The 18,107-nt window shown below is 62.8% G+C and carries 22 protein-coding genes; 9 read left to right on the forward strand and 13 right to left on the reverse strand.

Annotated elements, in window-relative coordinates:
- The 6 genes from DC347_RS22170 to DC347_RS10640 all read right to left on the reverse strand — a co-directional run.
- Positions 1-187 (reverse strand): helix-turn-helix domain-containing protein (locus DC347_RS22170; protein WP_133247083.1); only part of this gene is annotated, 187 nt, incomplete at its 3' end.
- Between the two features lie 2 nt (positions 188-189).
- Positions 190-456, reverse strand: a complete 267-nt coding sequence (locus tag DC347_RS10620) for a hypothetical protein (RefSeq protein ID WP_109045393.1) — start codon at positions 454-456, stop codon at positions 190-192.
- Positions 457-471: 15 nt separating this feature from the next.
- Entirely contained in the window at positions 472-921 is a 450-nt protein-coding gene (locus tag DC347_RS10625) for a hypothetical protein (protein ID WP_109045394.1), read from the reverse strand.
- A gap of 83 nt (positions 922-1,004) precedes the next feature.
- Complete coding sequence (locus tag DC347_RS21935) at positions 1,005-1,904, reverse strand: single-stranded DNA-binding protein (RefSeq protein WP_240617759.1); 900 nt, start codon at positions 1,902-1,904, stop codon at positions 1,005-1,007.
- A gap of 5 nt (positions 1,905-1,909) precedes the next feature.
- Positions 1,910-2,176 (reverse strand): glutaredoxin family protein, encoded by a 267-nt coding sequence (locus DC347_RS10635; RefSeq protein WP_109045395.1) that lies wholly within the window; start codon positions 2,174-2,176, stop codon positions 1,910-1,912.
- A gap of 609 nt (positions 2,177-2,785) precedes the next feature.
- Positions 2,786-5,083 carry a cutinase family protein gene (locus DC347_RS10640; RefSeq protein WP_109045396.1) on the reverse strand — a complete coding sequence of 766 codons (2,298 nt, stop codon included), beginning with the start codon at positions 5,081-5,083 and terminating at the stop codon, positions 2,786-2,788.
- Positions 5,084-5,814: 731 nt separating this feature from the next.
- Between DC347_RS10640 and DC347_RS10645 the strand changes: the two genes are divergently transcribed.
- Entirely contained in the window at positions 5,815-6,444 is a 630-nt protein-coding gene (locus DC347_RS10645) for a helicase associated domain-containing protein (RefSeq protein WP_240617760.1), read from the forward strand.
- A gap of 158 nt (positions 6,445-6,602) precedes the next feature.
- On the forward strand, positions 6,603-6,830 hold the full coding sequence (locus DC347_RS10650) for a DUF2188 domain-containing protein (RefSeq protein ID WP_109045398.1): 228 nt from the start codon (positions 6,603-6,605) through the stop codon (positions 6,828-6,830).
- A gap of 359 nt (positions 6,831-7,189) precedes the next feature.
- Here the strand turns inward: DC347_RS10650 and DC347_RS10655 are convergent, their stop codons facing one another.
- Complete coding sequence (locus DC347_RS10655) at positions 7,190-8,536, reverse strand: ParB/RepB/Spo0J family partition protein (RefSeq protein ID WP_109045399.1); 1,347 nt, start codon at positions 8,534-8,536, stop codon at positions 7,190-7,192.
- Between the two features lie 443 nt (positions 8,537-8,979).
- Between DC347_RS10655 and DC347_RS10660 the strand changes: the two genes are divergently transcribed.
- Positions 8,980-9,216, forward strand: coding sequence for a hypothetical protein (locus tag DC347_RS10660; protein WP_109045400.1), 237 nt, complete (start codon positions 8,980-8,982; stop codon positions 9,214-9,216).
- A 90-nt stretch (positions 9,217-9,306) separates the two neighbouring features.
- On the opposite strand, the gene DC347_RS21675 is transcribed toward DC347_RS10660, so the two are convergent.
- From DC347_RS21675 to DC347_RS10675, 4 genes are all read right to left on the reverse strand, one after another.
- Entirely contained in the window at positions 9,307-9,459 is a 153-nt protein-coding gene (locus DC347_RS21675) for a hypothetical protein (RefSeq protein WP_165838023.1), read from the reverse strand.
- 202 nt (positions 9,460-9,661) lie between these two features.
- A complete protein-coding gene (locus DC347_RS10665; RefSeq protein ID WP_109045401.1) occupies positions 9,662-10,675 on the reverse strand; it encodes a DUF4192 domain-containing protein in 1,014 nt (337 codons plus the stop codon).
- A 598-nt stretch (positions 10,676-11,273) separates the two neighbouring features.
- Positions 11,274-11,624 carry a hypothetical protein gene (locus DC347_RS10670; RefSeq protein WP_109045402.1) on the reverse strand — a complete coding sequence of 117 codons (351 nt, stop codon included), beginning with the start codon at positions 11,622-11,624 and terminating at the stop codon, positions 11,274-11,276.
- A gap of 76 nt (positions 11,625-11,700) precedes the next feature.
- Positions 11,701-12,132, reverse strand: coding sequence for a hypothetical protein (locus DC347_RS10675; RefSeq protein WP_109045403.1), 432 nt, complete (start codon positions 12,130-12,132; stop codon positions 11,701-11,703).
- Positions 12,133-12,599: 467 nt separating this feature from the next.
- Here DC347_RS10675 and DC347_RS10680 point away from each other — a divergent pair, with 467 nt between their 5' ends.
- Positions 12,600-13,328: a hypothetical protein gene (locus DC347_RS10680; RefSeq protein ID WP_109045404.1), complete on the forward strand. Its 729-nt coding sequence runs from the start codon at positions 12,600-12,602 to the stop codon at positions 13,326-13,328.
- A gap of 238 nt (positions 13,329-13,566) precedes the next feature.
- On the opposite strand, the gene DC347_RS21680 is transcribed toward DC347_RS10680, so the two are convergent.
- Complete coding sequence (locus tag DC347_RS21680) at positions 13,567-13,716, reverse strand: hypothetical protein (RefSeq protein WP_165838024.1); 150 nt, start codon at positions 13,714-13,716, stop codon at positions 13,567-13,569.
- 476 nt (positions 13,717-14,192) lie between these two features.
- Between DC347_RS21680 and DC347_RS10685 the strand changes: the two genes are divergently transcribed.
- From DC347_RS10685 to DC347_RS10700, 4 genes are all read left to right on the forward strand, one after another.
- The gene (locus tag DC347_RS10685; RefSeq protein WP_109045405.1) at positions 14,193-14,525 is read left to right on the forward strand and encodes a hypothetical protein; all 333 of its coding nucleotides are present in this window, start codon (positions 14,193-14,195) and stop codon (positions 14,523-14,525) included.
- On the forward strand, positions 14,506-14,832 hold the full coding sequence (locus DC347_RS10690; protein ID WP_240617761.1) for a hypothetical protein: 327 nt from the start codon (positions 14,506-14,508) through the stop codon (positions 14,830-14,832). Before DC347_RS10685 ends, DC347_RS10690 begins: the two co-directional genes overlap by 20 nt.
- 419 nt (positions 14,833-15,251) lie before the next feature.
- Complete coding sequence (locus DC347_RS10695) at positions 15,252-15,629, forward strand: hypothetical protein (RefSeq protein ID WP_133247084.1); 378 nt, start codon at positions 15,252-15,254, stop codon at positions 15,627-15,629.
- 241 nt (positions 15,630-15,870) lie between these two features.
- Positions 15,871-16,770, forward strand: coding sequence for a DNA/RNA non-specific endonuclease (locus tag DC347_RS10700; RefSeq protein ID WP_240617762.1), 900 nt, complete (start codon positions 15,871-15,873; stop codon positions 16,768-16,770).
- 101 nt (positions 16,771-16,871) lie between these two features.
- Here the strand turns inward: DC347_RS10700 and DC347_RS10705 are convergent, their stop codons facing one another.
- Positions 16,872-17,303, reverse strand: a complete 432-nt coding sequence (locus DC347_RS10705; protein ID WP_109045408.1) for a hypothetical protein — start codon at positions 17,301-17,303, stop codon at positions 16,872-16,874.
- A gap of 229 nt (positions 17,304-17,532) precedes the next feature.
- On the opposite strand from DC347_RS10705, the gene DC347_RS10710 reads away from it, so the two are divergent.
- Positions 17,533-18,060 carry a hypothetical protein gene (locus DC347_RS10710; RefSeq protein WP_109045409.1) on the forward strand — a complete coding sequence of 176 codons (528 nt, stop codon included), beginning with the start codon at positions 17,533-17,535 and terminating at the stop codon, positions 18,058-18,060.
- Positions 18,061-18,107 lie beyond the last annotated feature (47 nt).

Consider the following 18,107-nt stretch of genomic DNA (forward strand, 5'->3'; position numbering starts at 1 on the left):
GTGACTGGGCAAGATAACCCCTGGGCCCGAATTGCGCGGCCTTAATTTCGCCGCTTCTCAGCAGCGCGTAGACCATCGGTTTGCCAAGGTTGAGGATCTCCTGGACGTCGTCCATCGTCAGCATCCTCGGGAACGGCGTTGACGTCCGTGCGCCGGTCTGGTTCGTGTCTTCGGTCCGATGGCCCATCGCTACGTGTCCTCGTTTCGGTGCTGCATCTCATCCATTGTTCTCTGCCCTCGCCGCAGCTCGCCGGCCGGCACCGGAGGCCACGGCTTGCCGCCGTTGTACTTGCGCTGCAGGCGCTTCACTTCACGCATCGTTGCCCGGACGATCAGGTCCGACACACTGGCGTCGCCTTCCTGCAGCCCGGCGGCCTTGAATGCCGCCCGGACCTGTCCGGCTTGGTCCTCGGTGTAGTACGGCGTGAACGCCGGAATCCGCTTCTGCTTTGCCATCAGCAACGGCCCTGGTTAGACGGCACGCAGCGTCCGCGGCCACGGGTGCAGGCTATCCAGGTAGCCCTTTCCGCGCGTTATCGAGCCGTCCTCATTGAATCGGATATCGGAGTGCTGGTGGCTGCCGCCGGCGTGAGCGATAGCGGCCAGGACCAGATCCAGGTTCTCCCGGTCCAGCCCCGGCACAACGTCACCCAAAACCACCGGGACATCCTCGGCAAGGGACGCGGCCAGCATGAGGAAGCGGCCCTCACCGCCAGAGAGCGGACCGACCTCTTCCGGTATGGACGCAAAGTCAATCCACGCGCTGACCTGGTTAGGTCCTTCCGGCTCGGTGCTCGTATGGATCCATGGGTTGCCCGGCTCAGCGAACTTCCCCCCGAAGGCCCTGAGCAGCAGCTCCGTTGCCGCCTCGGTGGTGTACATCCCTCGCGCCCAGGCACGGAGGTCATCTGCATGCGACATTGGGTGTTCCTTTTTACTCATGGTTTTGATGGTGCGGTGCCTGTCGGGGCCAGCGTATCTGCTGACCCCGACAGGTGTGCTGCCTAGAACGGGGGTTCGGAGTCGGGTCCGTTGCCCCAACCGCCGGCGGCGTTGCTGTTCGCCGGTACGGCCCAGGGGTCATCCTGGGGCGCCGACTGCGCTCCCCCGGCACCGTTCCCCTGGCTCCCGAAACCTCCACCAGCCTGGCCGCTGCTGCGCTGTGCGCGGTTGACCTTGGCAATCGCGTACCGAAGTGAGGGACCGACCTCGTCCACTTCGAGCTCGATCACGGTGCGCTTCTCCCCTTCCTTCGTTTCGTAGGAACGGGACTTCAGCCGGCCGGTCACGATCACGCGCATGCCCTTGGTCAAGGACTCGGCCACGTTCTCCGCCGCTTCCCGCCACACACCGGCCCGGAGGAACAGCGTCTCCCCGTCCTTCCACTCATTGGACTGACGGTCGAACGTCCTGGGCGTCGACGCGATGGTGAAATTCGCGACGGCCGACCCACTCGGGGTGAAGCGCAACTCTGGGTCCGATGTCAGGTTTCCAATGACAGTAATGGTGGTTTCGCCGGCCATGATGGTTCCTTTTCCTCGTGCGCTGGTGATGCTCTCGATGGTTGTTGTCGGTTCATTCTGGAGTTCGGTCCCACACGGTTCGTCGTGGGTGAGGTCGTTGGGTTGGAACTGGTTCGCAGTGTGCGCGTCCCAGAGACCGCCGTCCCCGAGCGGGGCCCGGTTGATCGTCTGAAGGTACCGGTCATCCCCTCCCCTGTCCGGGACGGAGTAACCGTCGTACAGGTCCTCAGCGAAGGGTTCCACAATGGCGGGTTCTACAACATAAGGGTCCACAACGTCGGAGGGAATCCGGCCGCTCGGGTTGACCTGCCGGAACAGGTCCACCTCCAACGGGATCCGTGGGCTGAGTTTGTACCCGACGACCGGGCGCAGGGTGGCCATCGTCCTCACGCCGCCTTGTGACTCATGGCTGCTTGGACGAGCTTGTCGCGGCGCAGGCCGGACCAGTGGTCCTGGTCATCGGCGTTGTTCACGACGACGGGAGCCTGGGAGTAGCCGAGTTCGGCAGTGATGTACTCCAGCGCTGCCGGGACATCGGTGATGTCCACGGCCGTGTACGTGATGCCCTTGGAGTCGAAGTAGTCCTTCGTCTTCTCACAGTTCGCGCACTCGGGCTTGGTGTAGACCGTGTAAGCGGTCGGTGTTGCAGTCATTTTCAGCACCTGGTTTCGTATCACATGAGTTTCGTTCGTCTGGCTGACTTGCTACCTCAATTCTACCAATCATTCAACTCAATGAATAGGATCTTTCCGCGTATTTTAGGGGTTTTCGGGTTACCTCTTCCTCCAGAAATGAGTGCAGGTGACCCTGCGCCTGATGCTTCGAGTGGAAGGAAGGTTATCGATCTCAGAAGCTGACTGCACAGAAGACCACACGGTTGCGAATCTGCGCATATGACTTCTGACCTAGGGCTGCTCGACATATCCCTGTACTAAAGTGCGGATCTGCATCAGAACAATCAATACAAAGAAACAAGGTCACCGCGAGTTCTGTCAGAGCTGCTCGCGCCTCGGCGAGGTAGAGACAGTGACGCCGCCAGTGTTCATGGTTGAGTTGTATCGCCACGTATGCCAGACCCAACAATGCGGCTGCCGTTGAAGCCAAGTATTCAAAGAATGGCACCCAATACTGAACGAATCATCGGCCACAAAGCCCCTTGCTGAGGGCGACGATCATACGGCGGCAGGGCGGACCGCTCTCACAAACGAAGGATTACAGGAGGGCGGGTAAATAGAGAACCGGTCCATTCCACTCTTTTATTCTTATTTCACTTGGGTCGGGACAGTGCGGTCAGTCGTGGTGCCGTTTCCAAGCTGACCGACGGGATTGGAGCCCCATGACCACGCCGTCCCACCGGCCGTGAGTGCATATGCTGACCAGCCGCCGACAGCAACGCTTTGGACGCCCGTGAGTCCTATGGCTTGGACTGGCACGGCCGAGCCGGTAGTTACAACGGAGTCTGTGGTGGTGCCGTTCCCGAGCTGACCGTGGTTGTTGTAGCCCCACGACCAAACGGTTCCGTCGGCCTTAAGCGCATGCACAGACCAGGCGGCAGCTGAGACGCTCCGCACGCCCGCAAGTCCCGTGACTTGAACAGGCAAAGCTGAGTTGATGCTGTTGCCGTTGCCTAGTTGGCCAACATTATTGGCCCCCCAAGACCAGACCGTCCCGTCGGTCTTGAGCGCATATGCAGAATAGTTTCCAGGATCGGGGGAAAGTTCTACTACAACATTCTGAACTCCACTGAGGGCTGCCACCTGTACGGGCACGGCGGAGTCTATGGTTCCGCCGTTCCCGAGCTGACCGACTGTGTTGATACCCCACGACCACAGGGTGCGGTCGGCCGTTATGGCATACGCCGAGCCGTCGCCGGCTGTGATGGACTGGACGCCAGCTAGTCCCGCGACCTGGACGGGAGAGGCAGAGTCAGTGGTCCCCCCGTTCCCAAGCTGACCATGGTCATTCTGGCCCCAAGACCAAACAGTCCCGTCGGCTTTCAGGGCGTCAACTGAACCGTTGCCGGCTGTGATCGACTCCACGCCTGTCAGGCCTACGACCTGGACTGGAGCTGGCGAATCAACGTTGGCACCATTACCGAGTTGTCCGTGGTCGTTGTGACCCCAGCACCAGACTGTCCCGTCGGTCTTCAATGCACATATCGAATACCCGAAACGTCCGACAGCTATGCTTCGGACGCCGGTCAGGCCTTTTATCTGTGCGGGCACGAAGGAGCCGATAAAGGGCGTACCGTTTCCGAGCTGACCGAAGGTGTTAGTGCCGCCCCAGGACCACACTGTGCCATCGCTCCGCACGGCATAAACCGAGTTGTCGGCTGAGACATTGATTACATTGGTCAATCCTGTGACCTGGACGGGAACCGCGGATGGGTCCGTGGTGCCAATTCCAAGCTGGCCTTCGTCGTTATATCCCCAGGACCAGACGGTCCCATCTTCCTTCAAAGCATATGCTGAGCCGGAATCGGCTGTAATTTTCCGGACACCGGTTAGAACCGTTGCTCCGGAAAGCTGCTGCATCAACGTTGCAGCGATCGTGGAGCCGACGCCCATGGGGTTTTTTTGATAGCTCAGCGTGTGCACGTTGAAGCCAGCAGTGGTACTGGTTTTGTCGACGATGGTAGCCCATGAGAAGTCGCAGACCATATCTCCTAAGTTGCAAACGTCGTACGTGCTCGACGGTGTTGGTACATCCCGTTCGCCAACGGTAAAAAAGCTCTTGATGCCTTGGGCCCCCGGGTCAGCAGTTCCGTAATGCATGGCCGCCGTGTTGCTCTTCCTTCCTGGATCAGCGATCAAAACGGTCGCGGTGATACGCCCGAGGAGGCCTTGGCTTGACGCATCGTTCTTATCGCTCAGACGAAGAAGGAGCTCATGCATGACCAACGCGCCCTGCGAGTATCCACCTAAAACAAACCGTGCATTGGGGCACTGCGCCGCTTCTGTCGTAAGTTCGTCAGTGGCAGATTTGACGCCCTCATCAATGCTTGCCAGGTAAACATTCACATGATTCACCACATAGGAAGCCGCGAAGACTGCCAACCCGGCGCTTGGTCCCGTCAGCAGGAGCGCTGCGAGGACTGTTTGTTCTTTCTTTGAAAGAAAGAGGACATTCACGTTGGACGCTGGGTACACGACAAAAAGTGACTTCACAGACACGTTTCTTGCCGTCAAATACCCAGACATCTGGTCGTACACCGCATCGAGCTCCGGCCCCAAACCTGAGTCTTTTCTAATTGTCTTACCCGCGGCGTCCTTGACGTTATAGGCATCCCTTTCCCCGGAACCGCGGGCTCCAATGAATACCACAGAAGGGCAAGCGGTACCTACGGTTGGAACGGTGGCAGTCGACACCGCAGAAGGATCTGCAGCGAAGGAAGCCGGGGGTGCGATAAGCGCAACGAGCCACAAAACAACCAAAAAAACCGAACCAAAGCGACATCCGCTTTGGGACCTTCCAGCGTGATGGTTCCTGCCGTTCGACGTGATGGAGGAATATTTAGCGCGGGCAACGAGGGAACGCGCGCCTCTCTGGAACGCAAACATGGCTGCACCTTTCGTGCGAGACCACAATTTGCTGGAGGGTCGATATGGCGTACAGCAGCTTCCCCAAGCCGATGACTCCCCAAAGTCATACCCTCGAGAGATCGAGACAGTCAATAGCCCAGCACAGACCCGCGGGAATTCGCCGGCACCCTGGGACTCTCCGTACCCATTCTCTACCGATGGGTCCCGGCAACAGGAGCGTCCAAGGCGCCAAAGAAGTAGTTCCTGCGGATTGGTGCAGGCGGCTTCCGAAAGATGACTGTTGGCGTAGAGGACTATTGAGCAGAATGCAGTTTCGTGCAGGGCACTTCTGACATTTCGATATCCCTACCCATCTGCACAAACCCGGAATTTTGTTGGCGCTTGTGCAGTCAACCTGTGAAAACGACAAGGGTAACGCCGCTGGCGACTGTGGTCATCCCCGCAGGTTCCCCCGGCGGAAGCCACCATGCGCCGTATAAGGTTTGTGCCGGCTGTGGTGCCATGAGGGTCCTTGGGTGATGGGCGATGTGAAGAGGTGTCGTCCCGGCTGAAAGAAGTGGCTGTCCTGGCATGGGTGTGCCGGTGGTGTCGGTGGTGGACCATGGGAAAGGTTCCCGGCCGGGCAGGATGCCCGGCAGTGTGTAGCCTGCAGTGAGGTACCGTCCAAAGATTGGCGGGCTGGCGCGGGACGGGGGGTGTGGAGTATGGGTGGTGCGCGGCGTGCTGCTCCGAATCCGGAGTGGGTGCAGATGTATCGGAGGGGTCTGCCCGCGTCCAGGATCGCCTCGTTATCAGATGCCGCGGGATCCACGGTCCGGTATCACCTGCACATCGCAGCGAACGACAACCCGTCCATCCGGGCCGAGCATCGCCGGGCAGCCTCGCCCCTTCCGGCCAGGCTGGACGGCCGCAGCCTGAAAAACCTGGAGGACGTTATCGCCCTGTACCGGGCGGAGCGCCGGCTGCCCAGCTCCCGGGCGAAGTCCGCACGGGAACGGGCCCTTAGCAGCTGGCTCGGGCGCAAACGTCAAGACTCCGCGAATGGCACCCTCTCCCCCACTGTCAAAGACCGACTTGCCGAAATTCCCGGCTGGGACGCGCCACGCCGGCAGAAGGAACACCGCGAAGACCTGTGGAATCGGCGCCTGGCCGAACTCACCGCCTACCGGGCCGAGGGCAACGACTGGCCCCTGCACAAAAAGGCCGGCACCGAGCAGGAGCGGGTACTTGGCGTGTGGCTCCACGGACAAAGAATCACCTCCCGCCAAGGCACATTGACCCCCGCCAGGCAGGCGCGGCTGGACGCGGAGTTGCCGGGATGGCGCGAAGGCCGGGCCCGGCGGGGCGGGCGACCGAAACCAGCCCACCTTGAAAACTAAGCATGCTTTCTATTAGTTTGGTGTCAGCTTCTCCGCCTGTCCCCCATCAGGCGGAGAAGCTGCCAGGAAGGCCCCGCACGACGAACGTTTTGCGGGGTTTTTCGCTATCCGCACTTGCGCAGCGGGTGCCAGTATCCGAACGGCAGAGGGAGTATGCAGTGGCCCAGGGCGATATCGAGACGTATTACGAAGACGGCCAGTGGAAGAACAAGCGCGAAGGCGCTGACCGCGCGTTTGGGGCCGGCTACGGCACCAAGGAAGAAGCGGTGGCTGCGGGCCGGGAAGCGGCCCAGGCTGACAAGGTGGAGCACGTCATCAAGAACCAGGACGGCCAGATCGCTGAGAAGAACAGCTACGGCCACGATCCGCGGAACGTCCCTGGCTGATTGCCGAGTGACGCCTTTGCGTTGCGGTTTGTCTGGAGACACAAGAATGGCCGGCGGTTAGGCCGGCCATTCTGCGTTCTCCTCGGCAAAGGAAACTTATGGATTCAGCTTAGCTGAATGTTCTTCTTCGAGTGCTGCAGCCGCTGGGAGCGTCGTTGTTCCCTGGGGGCGCGGCACCTGGTGGGCGCGGACGTGGGGTGCGTTAATCGGCGGTCCGTCGCTGGTGAGTGGCTGCTGTGGTTCGCACTGGGCGGCGGACCGCCCGACTTCTGGAAGGTTCCTGGCCTTCCTGCGGCGATTGGGTTGGGGCCTGTGCCGGGCGGGGTTTGGGATCCGCCGCCCGGCACAGAAGCCGTGGTCTATCCGGCTGTCTCGGTCTTGTCGCCGCTGTCGATGATGATCTGCTCAACCTCGCTTGCGGTGTATCCCCAGAGGACCAGCTGGTTCAGGTAGTCCCGGTGGGTTTGGCTCGGTGAGCGCCACGCGTCTTTCTGGATGGTCTTTTCGTACCCGGCGCAGATCAGGGCAATCAGTGCGACCTCCGGCCGTGCGGTCGTTTTGGCGACGTGGTCCCGCAGCGGGTTCCACGCCCACTGGTTGGATTCTTCGATCTTCAATCCGGCCATTTCGGCGGCCACCTTGCCCTCGTAGCCGCTGGCGGTTTCTGGGTGGTGGGTGATCGCGTGTGCGGTGAAGTACTGCCAGCCCTTGGGTGCCTGCTTCTTTGCCAGCAGGTTTTTGACCCATTCGCGGCGGACGGTTGTAGCGGACAGCATCAGCTTGTTGTTCTCGATCAGGGTCTTCCGTTCGGCCTTCTGTTCCTCGGTCATGGGGCCTTTCGGGGCCGAAGAGGTGCCGTAGCCGCCGTAGTAGCGGAGCGTGAAGCCAAGGTCTTTCCAGCCGGTCACGACGGGGACGGCGGAGTGCTCGCCGCGGTAGCCGGTCTCGATGTAGACGGCGTTGCCGTCCTCGTCGGTGGCCGGTTCCCCATCTGCCCTTTTCAGGGACGTGACGCGGAGGGTTTCGCTGTCCTCCCCGTACCCGCATTCGGGAACCACGATGGTTCCGGCGGCTTCCAGCTCGGCGGTGAGTGCGGCCAGCGCGGCGGCGCGGTCGCGCTTGTCGCGCAGCTGCTGGGTGACGTGCAGGAGCATGTCGGGTTCGTCCATGATGACCGATTCCAGTTCGGCCGTCGCGTCCTCGTCCGCCTCAAACTCGGCCAGAACCAGGGCTTCTTCGATGGTGTATCCCTTGCCCAGGGCGGCGGCTCCCGTCTCGGTGGACTTGGCTTTGAGGGCACTCTCGACGGTGGTCTTGGTCCGCCCGGTCTTCTTGGCGATCGCGGCGGCGGAGACACCGATCAGGGACAGCTGGTGGTAGGCGTCCGCCTCGTCGGCTTCGGTGAGTTCGGCGCGCTGGATGTTCTCCACCACCTGCGTCACGATGCGTTCGGCTTCCTCGGGGGACTCGATGATCATGACCGGAATCAGGGGCCGGGCGGCTTCGACGGCGGCGCGGGTGCGGCGCTGGCCCATCAGAACGTGCACGGTTCCGTCGTCCTTGCGGTGGGCGATCACGGGTTCCATCACGCCGTGTTCGTTGATGCTGGCCACAAAGTCAGCGGTCAGGGCGGCGTCCTTTCGGACGTTGATGTCCACCGTCAGGGTTGCCGGGTCGAGCATTTCAAGCGTGGGTGTTGCATTCATGTGGTGTTGCTCCTTCTTGCCGAGAAGTTGGGTGGGTGGGGCGACCAATGGTGACCGGCCAGCTCCCCTCTCCCCCCGTTGTTTTTGGCTGCTGGCGAAGCTTGCGGAGCTGTGCACGTGCAGGCCCGTCTACCCGCAGGGCAAGACCCGGGAAATCTTCGAAGGAAATAAGCGACGAAGGAGCGCCGGAGAAGACTTTCCCGGGCCGCAGGCCCCGGAGGAACGAAGGGGCTAGAGGGGCCGGAACGGGCACGTACAATCCGAAGGACAGCAGCCAAAAACGTCGTAGACAAAGCAGGGCCAGGGGGTCCGGAGCTCTGCGACGGCGCGCCCTGAACCCAACAGCCGGCCGCGCCAGCGGACGCCCAACAAACTGGTTGAAGCGCAGCGGAAACCAGGGCGAGCCCCGCGAGCCTGCCCTTGCCCCTGAGTAGGGTTAGGGCATGAGCGATCCGGCTCCACGCCCTGGCCACAACGGTGAAACCAGGCGCGCCAGCGCATGGATGTCACCGAGGACCTGGCGTGTCCTGGCTGTGGTGTTCACCGTCGCCGCGTTCGGATCCGTGGTGCTGGTAGTCGTGGATCTGGCTGTCGGCCGGCCGGCAGCCGGTGACCTCTTTATCGTTTTCCTCAACGGCCTCGCGGCCGTAACCCTGTGGATGCTTGCGCGCCGGACATGACGAAGGGCCGGCACGTTGAATGTGCCGGCCCTTCGTGGGTTTTCCTCGGCAAAAGGAAACTTTTGGGTGCAGCGTCGGTGCTGCTTGCGGTTACAGCTCGTAGTGTCGCTGGTTCTTCCTGGGCCGGTCCACGGGGCCGGTGGCCGGGCCTGCTGTGAGCAGGGCCAGTTCCAGGATGTCTTCAAGGGGACTCGCGTCCGGGGCAACGGTATCGTCCTCGGTCATACGGAATTGATCTGCCACGCTCGGGACTCCTTGGCTGTGCGGGGATGAGGCTCCCTTTCACAGTATCGGCAGTTCCTGCGCGCGGGCTGGAAGTCGCGCCGCCCGCGCAGCGTTCACGCGGCCGGCGGAGCGCAGCGGGGGAGGCCGCCGCGCACCCGGGGGACGCTCCAACGATGAGGGCCGGACCCCTCTTGGCAGTGGATTCCGGCCCTCGTTGAAGTTAGCGCTTCAGGCGGCGGTCATAGGCCTTTTTCGGGTCCCGGGTACAGTCCGCGACGAGGCCACGGTTGACCAGTTCGCCCAGCAGCTCGGCCAGCCGGTATCCGGCGACGTCATCGAGTGCGAGCTTCAAGTACCGGGCGGCGAAGCTGGACCGTCCTTTGAGCCATTCCAGCCAGCCGATCAGGCACAGCATCGGGGCGCGCTGGCCTTCCGGGGTGGCTTTCATCAGCTCGAAGGCGACTTCCTGGGCGGTGTCCACGCGGGCCCAGTCCGGTCGGCTCAGGAACACACCGAGCATGATGGAGGTGAACTGCTCCGGGGCGTGGGGGACGATGTCACTCATCATGTAGTCCCGGATGGTGGGGTGCTGCAGCGCTCCTGCCAGCTGGTGCGCGGTGTGGGTGGTCAGGCTCTTGGGGTCGTCCAGCACCTTGGCCCATACTGCGCGGCTTGCTTCGAGGTCTTCGGGCCAGCCGTCGGGCTTGTGCGCCGCGATAGCCTCGCGTGCCGTCTCGTCTCCGGTAAAGGGGGCGGGGGCGGTAAATCCGGTGACGGCGCTCCCCCGGTAGATCAGGGCGGCGTTGCCGTTGCTCGTGGTGATGGCGTCCAGCGACTGGGCAGGGCAGCAGGTGCTGTCTGTGCAGTGGTAGTTCCGCCACAGTTCGGAGGTCACCAGCCATGCGTCCTGCAGCGGCATTTCTGCGGTTTCCAGTTCACTGCGCAGTGCCTCCACGTGCCCGGCGTAGGGGCGGCCGCCGTCGGTGGTGGTCTCGTCGGTGTAGATGACCAGCAGGCTGCCGGTGGCGGCTTCGTCGGCGGTCAGGTAGCTGACGATGGTCTGGGCGTAACCAACCGGGTCCTGCCCGAAGGGGGCATCCAGGCGCAGGGTCGCGCCGAGCTTGTTGCCCTGCATGGTCATGGCGACGAAGGACTCCGTGGGAGTCTCGCCCAGCGTGTGCGGGATGAAGGCCAGGATGTCGGCCGGGCCGGTGAATTTGATGAAGTCGTTCATGGTGTTGCTCCTTCTTGCCGAGAAGTTGGGTGGGTGGGGCGGCTCAGGTGACCGGCCAGCTCCCCTCTCCCCCCGTTGTTTTTGGCTGCTGGCGAAGCTTGCGGAGCTGTGCACGTGCAGGCCCGTCTACCCGCAGGGCAAGACCCGGGAAATCTTCGAAGGAAATAAGCGACGAAGGAGCGCCGGAGAAGACTTTCCCGGGCCGCAGGCCCCGGAGGAACGAAGGGGCTAGAGGGGCCGGAACGGGCACGTACAATCCGAAGGACAGCAGCCAAAAACGTCGTAGACAAAGCAGGGCCAGGGGGTCCGGAGCTCTGCGACGGCGCGCCCTGGACCCAACAGCCGGCCGCGCCAGCGGCCGCCCATCAACTGGTTGAAGCGCAGCGGAAACCAGGGCGAGCCCCGCGAGCCTGCCCTTCAGCCGGCCAGGGGATATCCCAGCGGCACCACAAGCCCTCGGCTTGCCGCCGGCGGCCGCCAACCGCGCACCTGGTTACTGCGGGATTGGCGGTCCGCCGCCGGCGACCACCAACAAAGGCCGCCCACGACGGCGGACCGCCCGCGGTGACCGGCCCCCAAAGACCGGCCACCCCCGGGCCTATTCGCGGCGGTCATGCAGCGGGACGGCTCCGTAGTGTCCGGCTGCACGGCGGAACCGTGAGTCACTGCTGAATATGAACGTGCCGCCGAACATGTACCACGGTGCGGGTTCGCCTTCCGGTGTGACCGGCTCGGCGTGGATCACGGTTTCGCGCTGGAAGCGCTCGTTTTTGACGAGCCGGACGGCGGGCCGTTCCTCGGTGGCCTCGAAAACCGGGTCGATGCCCTCGCCAATGACGGTTACTTCCATGACGCGGGCGGAGATGCCCCGGTTCGAGAAGTCCGTGTCCAGGGCGTCGCGGTAGACCAGGGCGGTGATGCCCTTGAGGGCGGTGGTGTCGTTGCTCATGTGCTGGCTCCTTTGAAGTCGTGGGGGCTGTACTGCCCGGATCGCGGCCGGGCAGTACAGCCGTTGCCAATGCTGGTTAGGCGGCGTCCCTCACCGCGTAGGGCATCCGGTAGCGGCTGGGCAGTTCTGCGGCGGCCTCCGGCAGGTCTGCCGGGCCTTGGGCCTGCCCGTTCTTCCAGTGGTAGAACGCCTGTTCACTGATTGCGTCCCACAGGCGGGCCTTCGTCCGGTAGTAGGTGCACGTCACGTCGCCCTCGCAATAGGTGGCGATGCCGAACAGGTTGCCGATGCTGTCAGCGGTGCGGGTGACGGCGACCATGACGTAGGGCCACTGGCCCAGGTCCCAGCCGTCACAGCCCCAGCTGGAGAGCACGGCCCAGCCGTGTTCTTCGATGAGTTCCATCCAGTCGTAGCCGCCGTTCATGTGGTAATCGCTCAGCACGGTCACGCCGTCGATGGTTTCCTCCGTGTCCGCGAGGGTTACGGTCTTTTTGCTTACTGCGCTCATGTGGTGTTGCTCCTTCTTGCCGAGAAGTTGGGTGGGTGGGGCGGCTCAGGTGACCGGCCAGCTCCCCTCTCCCCCCGTTGTTTTTGGCTGCTGGCGAAGCTTGCGGAGCTGTGCACGTGCAGGCCCGTCTACCCGCAGGGCAAGACCCGGGAAATCTTCGGAGGAAATAAGCGACGAAGGAGCGCCGGAGAAGACTTTCCCGGGCCGCAGGCCCCGGAGGAACGGAGGGCTAGAGGGGCCGGAACGGGCACGTACAATCCGAAGGACAGCAGCCAAAAACGTCGTAGACACACAGGTTCAGGGGGTCCGGAGCTCTGCGACGGCGCGCCCTGGACCCAACAGCCGGCCGCGCCAGCGGACGCCCATCAACTGGTTGAAGCGCAGCGGAAACCAGGGCGAGCCCAGCGAGCCTGCCCTGTGCGTTGCCTGCGGCGACCCTCACGACAACGTGCAGATAAAGTCGAGTCGTGGCCAATGAGACCAAGAACCCTGTCGGCGAGATTTTGACCTGGACAGCGACTATCGGCGGTGTCGCCGGTCTGATCGGTATGTTCATTCCGATCACTCAGGATTTGTTGAGAGCTACCGGATTGTGGGGTTGGGTCGCATTCGCTGTGTTACTGGCTTTGCTCCCTTGGATCGTCCGTTTTTGGAGTAAATCCCAAGTGCGTGCCGTAGAAGGCGATTTGCGAAAGCGGTGGGAGGGTGAGCAGTTAACTCTTCATCGCAACAATAGAGACCTGATGCTTCTAAAGGAGTGGTTGGCCGGCTGGCATCTCCATGACGACTTCCATGTGTACCTCGTCGAGCAGGTGTATTTCGGCAACCTAGCCTCGTGGTTTGTTCAGCAAATGGATGACCGGAGGCGGATGTGGGAGAGAGATCCGCGCAAGCTTGAAAACCCCCACCTCCGAACCAAGTGGGAAGGATTCAGCCAAGCGGTGGTTGATTTCACGGACAAGATCAACGAATACATGTGGCTCGAATCACTAAGTAAAGCTGAGCGGGAAGCCGGCTACAAAGCCTCGTTGCATATTCCGCCGGAGTGGAAAACACGCGATCCCAGCCGGTACCAGAGAGCGGTTGACGAACTGTCCAAAAGCAGGTCGGCCGTGGAGGTGTCGATTGAGGAGCTATTTGAGGCTATGTACTCGTATTCCGGCACGGCCGGGGATCAACCGGAGCAGGGGAAGTAGGCCGGGCCTTCCTTTTGGGACGCCCGGCCTGTGCCTGTTTTATGAGTCCTGGCCCTTCCGGGTCTTGGCGGTGGCGCGGTAGGCGGTGATGGAAGCGCCAAGTGCCGCCAGGGAGAGCGCGAAATTGATGATGGTCAGAGGCTCCATGATGGTTTCCTTATCGTTGAACAGGACTTAGTCTGGGAAGGAGCCGCTGGCCGCAGCCTTGCGGTTACGACCACCGGGTTCGTAGCTACACCTACTTCCTTGCTTTACGCTTACGCTTCCGAGTTGCCGCTCGGGAGCGTTTGCTCGTTAAGAGCGCGTTCCGCGTGGAGAGCAGAGCGATGACAGCTGTCATCAGACTCACGACCGCTGTCGCGAGCTTGATCGCTTCGTCGATGCTCATGTAGCCACCTCCTTCCTGCCCCGCCGTGCGAGGCCCCGCTGTCGCAGCCGGTCGAGGGTGGGCCGTCAACCCCGAAGAGTGCGCGGGGAAGCCCGCGATATAAGGGAGCCCTGGCGACCGCGTGGGATTGTCCGTGTACGTGGGTTGATGGGTCGGGCCCCCGGCCGGCTACGATGAGCGGCCTTGTACGGAGAACAACCCAGCCAGATGTAAGGGAAAAACAAGCATTTACAGGCCGGAGCGAAGCGAAGGACCATCTCCTGGGCGCAGCGCAGCGCAAGACCAGGGCTCTTGGCCTCCGGGTTATGTCCATTGGCGGGCAGGTGGAGCCCTCCGGACAGCTCAAAGCTGTCCCCACTGGGTATAACACGGGGGCCTCGTTGTCGTACCTCTCCCTCATGATGGGAGCCGGGGGCCACCCCCATGGCCGCCTTTCTCTGGCGTGTCTATTCGAATATATGTTCTAAGGTTGTGCTATGTCGTCCGAGAGTTTTGCGGCCGCGCTGCAGGCGCAGTACGCACGGCGGGCCGGCCCAATCGGGTTGACCGTGGAAGAGCTCGATTTCGAGCACTTCCCGGTCAAGAACGGGTATCCGGGCATTCCGGTGAAGGCGTGGATCCGGTTCCCGAACTGCGCGGAGCTGGTGGACGGCGAGGTCTTTGCCTGGACAGCGAAGGCAGCTGAGGTCACGTGGAAGGACGGGCCGGTCACGTACCGGACCTGGGTGTGGAGTTCGGCGGTCACCCGCCGGGAGGAAATGATGAGCAGGAACTTGGGAGAGCGGACCCGTGGCAAGAACAACAACTGACAACCCCCTGGATGTCCCGGTGCAGGTCCGGTTTACAGCGAAGGGCATTCCCCTGGCCGTCAGGTATGACAACCGAATTTGGGCCGTGGCCGCCGAGCCGGTGCGCTGGTTTACGCGCGCGGAATGGTGGAACACCGCCAAGCGGGCGCCGGTCGGCTGCGGTGACCTGGTCAGCGTCGAGCACTGGCAGGTCCAGGTCCGCCTGACCTCTACCTCGGCGCTGCGCACGTTCGAACTGCGCCGCGACCCACTGTCAGAACAGTGGCTGCTCGCTGGCATCACGGACGCAGGTGCTGCCGCCGCCTAAGCCCGCTAGGAGCCAGTACTCGAAACACGGGTGTCTCTGATTCAGTAGGAGCTACGTGCATCAATGCCGCCCTACAGCGGTGCCGATGCCGCGCCGGCAACGCCGGCAGCGAGAGACTCGAGCGGTGACGGCATGCTCAGTGTGACGTCGTCCGGTTACCAGTGACGCTCGTAGGCGAACTGGCCTCCGGAGGTGACGCCGGGTTGGACGCGGTTTCGTTGTCGATGTTTCTTGGTCATGGTTGTGATGTGTGCGGCGACTCTCAGAACCGTGACTGGTGTGGCGAAATGGCACCCGTGTGATTGAAGAGCCTGTGACACGGATTGTCATCCGAAAAGCATTGTCAGCAGGATTTATCACCTGTTTGGATAAGCGCGGCGGCACGCTGGGTGCCCCCGGCCTGATGAAGGGGAAATATCGTGAAATTCCTCCACGCGCTTCGAAAACCCAAACAGCTAATGGCCACCGCCGCAGCCACCGCCATCCTCGTCGGAGGCATGTCCGTTGCCCCCGCCGAGGCAGCCGGCCGCACCGTGACGGTGAGCTTCAGCAACGGCAACTGCTCAACCGGAAGCTGGGTCAGCTCAGTCCAGTTTGGCGCCGTCCCCGGGGTGACCGCGGTCCCGGTCCGGGGTGGCAACTCGGCCAACGTCCAGCTGCTGAACGGCAGCCGGAACGTCCAGTTCGTCGGCACGATCTGGTGCACCAAGGGCTGGTGGATTTTCACCAAGACCACACCGCAGTACATCAGCAAGACCGTCTTCGTTTCCGGCACGGCAACGCGTGTGACTCTCTAGCAATCGCCAACGAAAGCGGCCCGGTACTGGATGCCGGGCCGCTTTCCCATGTCCTGCGGGCGGACGACGGAACAGGCTACCAGCCGCACACAAACCAGTGACATGGGTCAGGTGCCGGCATTTTGCTCTGCTTCAGAAACCAGCAGATACCGGGCGTCGATCCATCGTGGAGCAGGCGCAGCATTCCTTTACGTTGACGGGCGTTGGCCGCCGTGTCATATGTCGCTGATAGGGTCCGGAAATGGATGAACTGATGACAGCCGCGGCTTCGGGCAGGAATGAACGGGATCTGGGCGGCCGTCTTGGCTACGACGAGGACTTCCTGGGGCGGACGGTACCGGTTCCTGGCCTCCCTGGGGTGAGGACCGTGCTGCTTCCATATACCCATTTTTCTGTTCTGCTGCGCCCGGACAAGCGGCTCGCGGCGGTCACGGCCCTGGGTCTGGATGGGACCAAGCTGATGGACCTGGACCGTGGCGGCATTCCGTGGAGGCTGGATCCTCGGATCCCTGAACTCGAACAGACCGGGGAACGGGTCTACGCGCGCAATGATCTGGATCGGGGGCACCTGGTCCGACGCGCCTCCGCGGTCTGGGGAGACACCGCCGCCGAGGCGGCACAGGCGAACGAGGACACCTTTTATTACACGAACGCGGCGCCGCAGGCAGCCAAATTCAACCAGGGTATGGAACTCTGGCTGGGTCTGGAGAGCTACCTGCAGGAAAACGCCGCCGGCAGCAAACGCAGGATCGTTGTGTTCACCGGCCCCATTTTCGGGGACACCGACCCGGTGTACCGGGGCGTGGAGATCCCGCTGAAATTCTTCAAAGTCGCCGCGTTCCTTTACCGTGGCGAACTGGCGGCTACCGGTTATGTCGTGGACCAGACGCCACTGCTGGCTGATCTGCCCGATGTTCCCCACCCTGGAGTGATGGATGAGGCTCCCCCGTTGGGCCCGTTCCGCACCTTCCAGGCCCCGATCCGGGATATTGCAGCGCTGACCGGGCTCACCTTGGGCCAGCTCGTGGCTGCGGATCGGATGCCGATCGCCGCTGCCCTCCCGGCTGCCCGGGTGACCTCCACGTGGCGGGAGCTGCGCTCTCCCGAAGATCTGGACCTCGACTTCGACCTCGAGGGTTGACGAGCAGTTACTAACCGGCCCGTAACCAGCTGAGCCCGTGTCAGGCGCACCATCCCTACGTCCGTTGTCTTGGGGTGGCTGCTGCCGGCACGGGCGGGGATCTAGGGTGTGAGCTGGGGGTCCAGGGCCCGGACGAGGGCATCGTGGTAGGCGGGATGGGGAAGCTCGCTCCAGCTGACCAGCAAATTCATGCTGATCCAGTGATCGAGCCGTTGTCGTTCCCCAAGGTTCAGGGGTCGCCGCGGCGCATCCGTGCGTGGCCGGAGTCCGATGTCTTCGCTCATGAGGTTGGCCAGTCCCAGGCGCAGGGGATTGTCCCGGAGGCCCAGCGCGTCAGCCGTGACGGCTGCTGCGATGTTTGCTGCTGCACCAACATACAGTGGCCGGCCCGAGGGTCCGTCCGGGTTCGTTGCGGGTTCGCTGGTGTCGGACGGGAGCCACCATGCGTAGGTACCGGCAGTTTGGGGCAGCAGGTGCCTGGCTGCTACGGGGATGCGCCGGGTGAGCAGTGCGGAGTATGGGAGATCTGCCATCCCCTTGAATGTACAGGGAGCTGCCGGGGGCGTCTGACCAGCGGCTTCACGCGCAGACTCAGGCAAGACGGTGCAGGTAGACCGGGCCAGCCAGGGCCCGTCACCGGCCGTGGCGTTCCTCCCCGCTTCCCTGCCGGAACGGCGGCCCCCGGTCGCGGGAACGGGCGTCCTCTCTGCTCCTGGGATTGGGGGTCGCCGTCGTACCGGTAGGCGGCGTAACATCGGCCGCATGCACGAGCGTGACATTGCTGTGGTGCAGCGCCGGCTGGAAGAGCTGGCACCGTTCCTTCGCCGCCTCGGCGAACAGACCCTGGACACGTATCAGCGGGCAGGGGTACTTTCCGCATTCCACGACGCCGAGTTTCCCGTCGCCGACGCGCGGTTCATCCGCCATGGGGACAGGCTTGCCTATCACCCGCGCGGCGCGGTCTATTTCAGTATCAACCGGAAAAGCGGGCTCGCCTTGGCCGGTCAGGACCAAGGGACACCACTGACCAACGCACTCGTCCCTTACGTCTGGCTGGGACGGGTGCAGGATGTCCAGGGCAGCTGGAGCGAGGAATCCCCCACAGAGCCGTTCCCTCCACCACGGCTCCTGCTCGATGAGGAGTCCTCCGGACTCTTCATCGCCAGTATCAGCAGAGGCGGACCCTCACGAACGATCTTCGTACCGCTGGAGCAGTATCTCTCCGAACGCGCCCGGCTGTTCACCGACGCCTTCCACGCGTCCAGAGCAACGGCGCAGGGCACAACATAAACCGCGGCCATGCACAGTCGGGGGGAAAGTCACCTTTCCCTGCGGCG

This window comes from Pseudarthrobacter sp. AG30 (assembly GCF_003116525.1).
In the GTDB taxonomy this organism is placed as follows: domain Bacteria; phylum Actinomycetota; class Actinomycetes; order Actinomycetales; family Micrococcaceae; genus Arthrobacter.

Coding starts and splice junctions, on each gene's coding strand:
- DC347_RS10705 (WP_109045408.1), bottom strand. CDS start 17,303: ATGGCAGATCTCCCATACTCCGCACTGCTCACCCGGCGCATCCCCGTA.
- DC347_RS10660 (WP_109045400.1), top strand. CDS start 8,980: ATGAGCGATCCGGCTCCACGCCCTGGCCACAACGGTGAAACCAGGCGC.
- DC347_RS10675 (WP_109045403.1), bottom strand. CDS start 12,132: ATGAGCGCAGTAAGCAAAAAGACCGTAACCCTCGCGGACACGGAGGAA.
- DC347_RS10655 (WP_109045399.1), bottom strand. CDS start 8,536: ATGAATGCAACACCCACGCTTGAAATGCTCGACCCGGCAACCCTGACG.
- DC347_RS10640 (WP_109045396.1), bottom strand. CDS start 5,083: ATGTTTGCGTTCCAGAGAGGCGCGCGTTCCCTCGTTGCCCGCGCTAAA.
- DC347_RS10700 (WP_240617762.1), top strand. CDS start 15,871: ATGGATGAACTGATGACAGCCGCGGCTTCGGGCAGGAATGAACGGGAT.
- DC347_RS10665 (WP_109045401.1), bottom strand. CDS start 10,675: ATGAACGACTTCATCAAATTCACCGGCCCGGCCGACATCCTGGCCTTC.
- DC347_RS10670 (WP_109045402.1), bottom strand. CDS start 11,624: ATGAGCAACGACACCACCGCCCTCAAGGGCATCACCGCCCTGGTCTAC.
- DC347_RS21935 (WP_240617759.1), bottom strand. CDS start 1,904: ATGGCCACCCTGCGCCCGGTCGTCGGGTACAAACTCAGCCCACGGATC.
- DC347_RS10685 (WP_109045405.1), top strand. CDS start 14,193: ATGTCGTCCGAGAGTTTTGCGGCCGCGCTGCAGGCGCAGTACGCACGG.
- DC347_RS10710 (WP_109045409.1), top strand. CDS start 17,533: ATGCACGAGCGTGACATTGCTGTGGTGCAGCGCCGGCTGGAAGAGCTG.
- DC347_RS10620 (WP_109045393.1), bottom strand. CDS start 456: ATGGCAAAGCAGAAGCGGATTCCGGCGTTCACGCCGTACTACACCGAG.
- DC347_RS10625 (WP_109045394.1), bottom strand. CDS start 921: ATGTCGCATGCAGATGACCTCCGTGCCTGGGCGCGAGGGATGTACACC.
- DC347_RS10645 (WP_240617760.1), top strand. CDS start 5,815: ATGTATCGGAGGGGTCTGCCCGCGTCCAGGATCGCCTCGTTATCAGAT.
- DC347_RS10635 (WP_109045395.1), bottom strand. CDS start 2,176: ATGACTGCAACACCGACCGCTTACACGGTCTACACCAAGCCCGAGTGC.
- DC347_RS21680 (WP_165838024.1), bottom strand. CDS start 13,716: ATGAGCATCGACGAAGCGATCAAGCTCGCGACAGCGGTCGTGAGTCTG.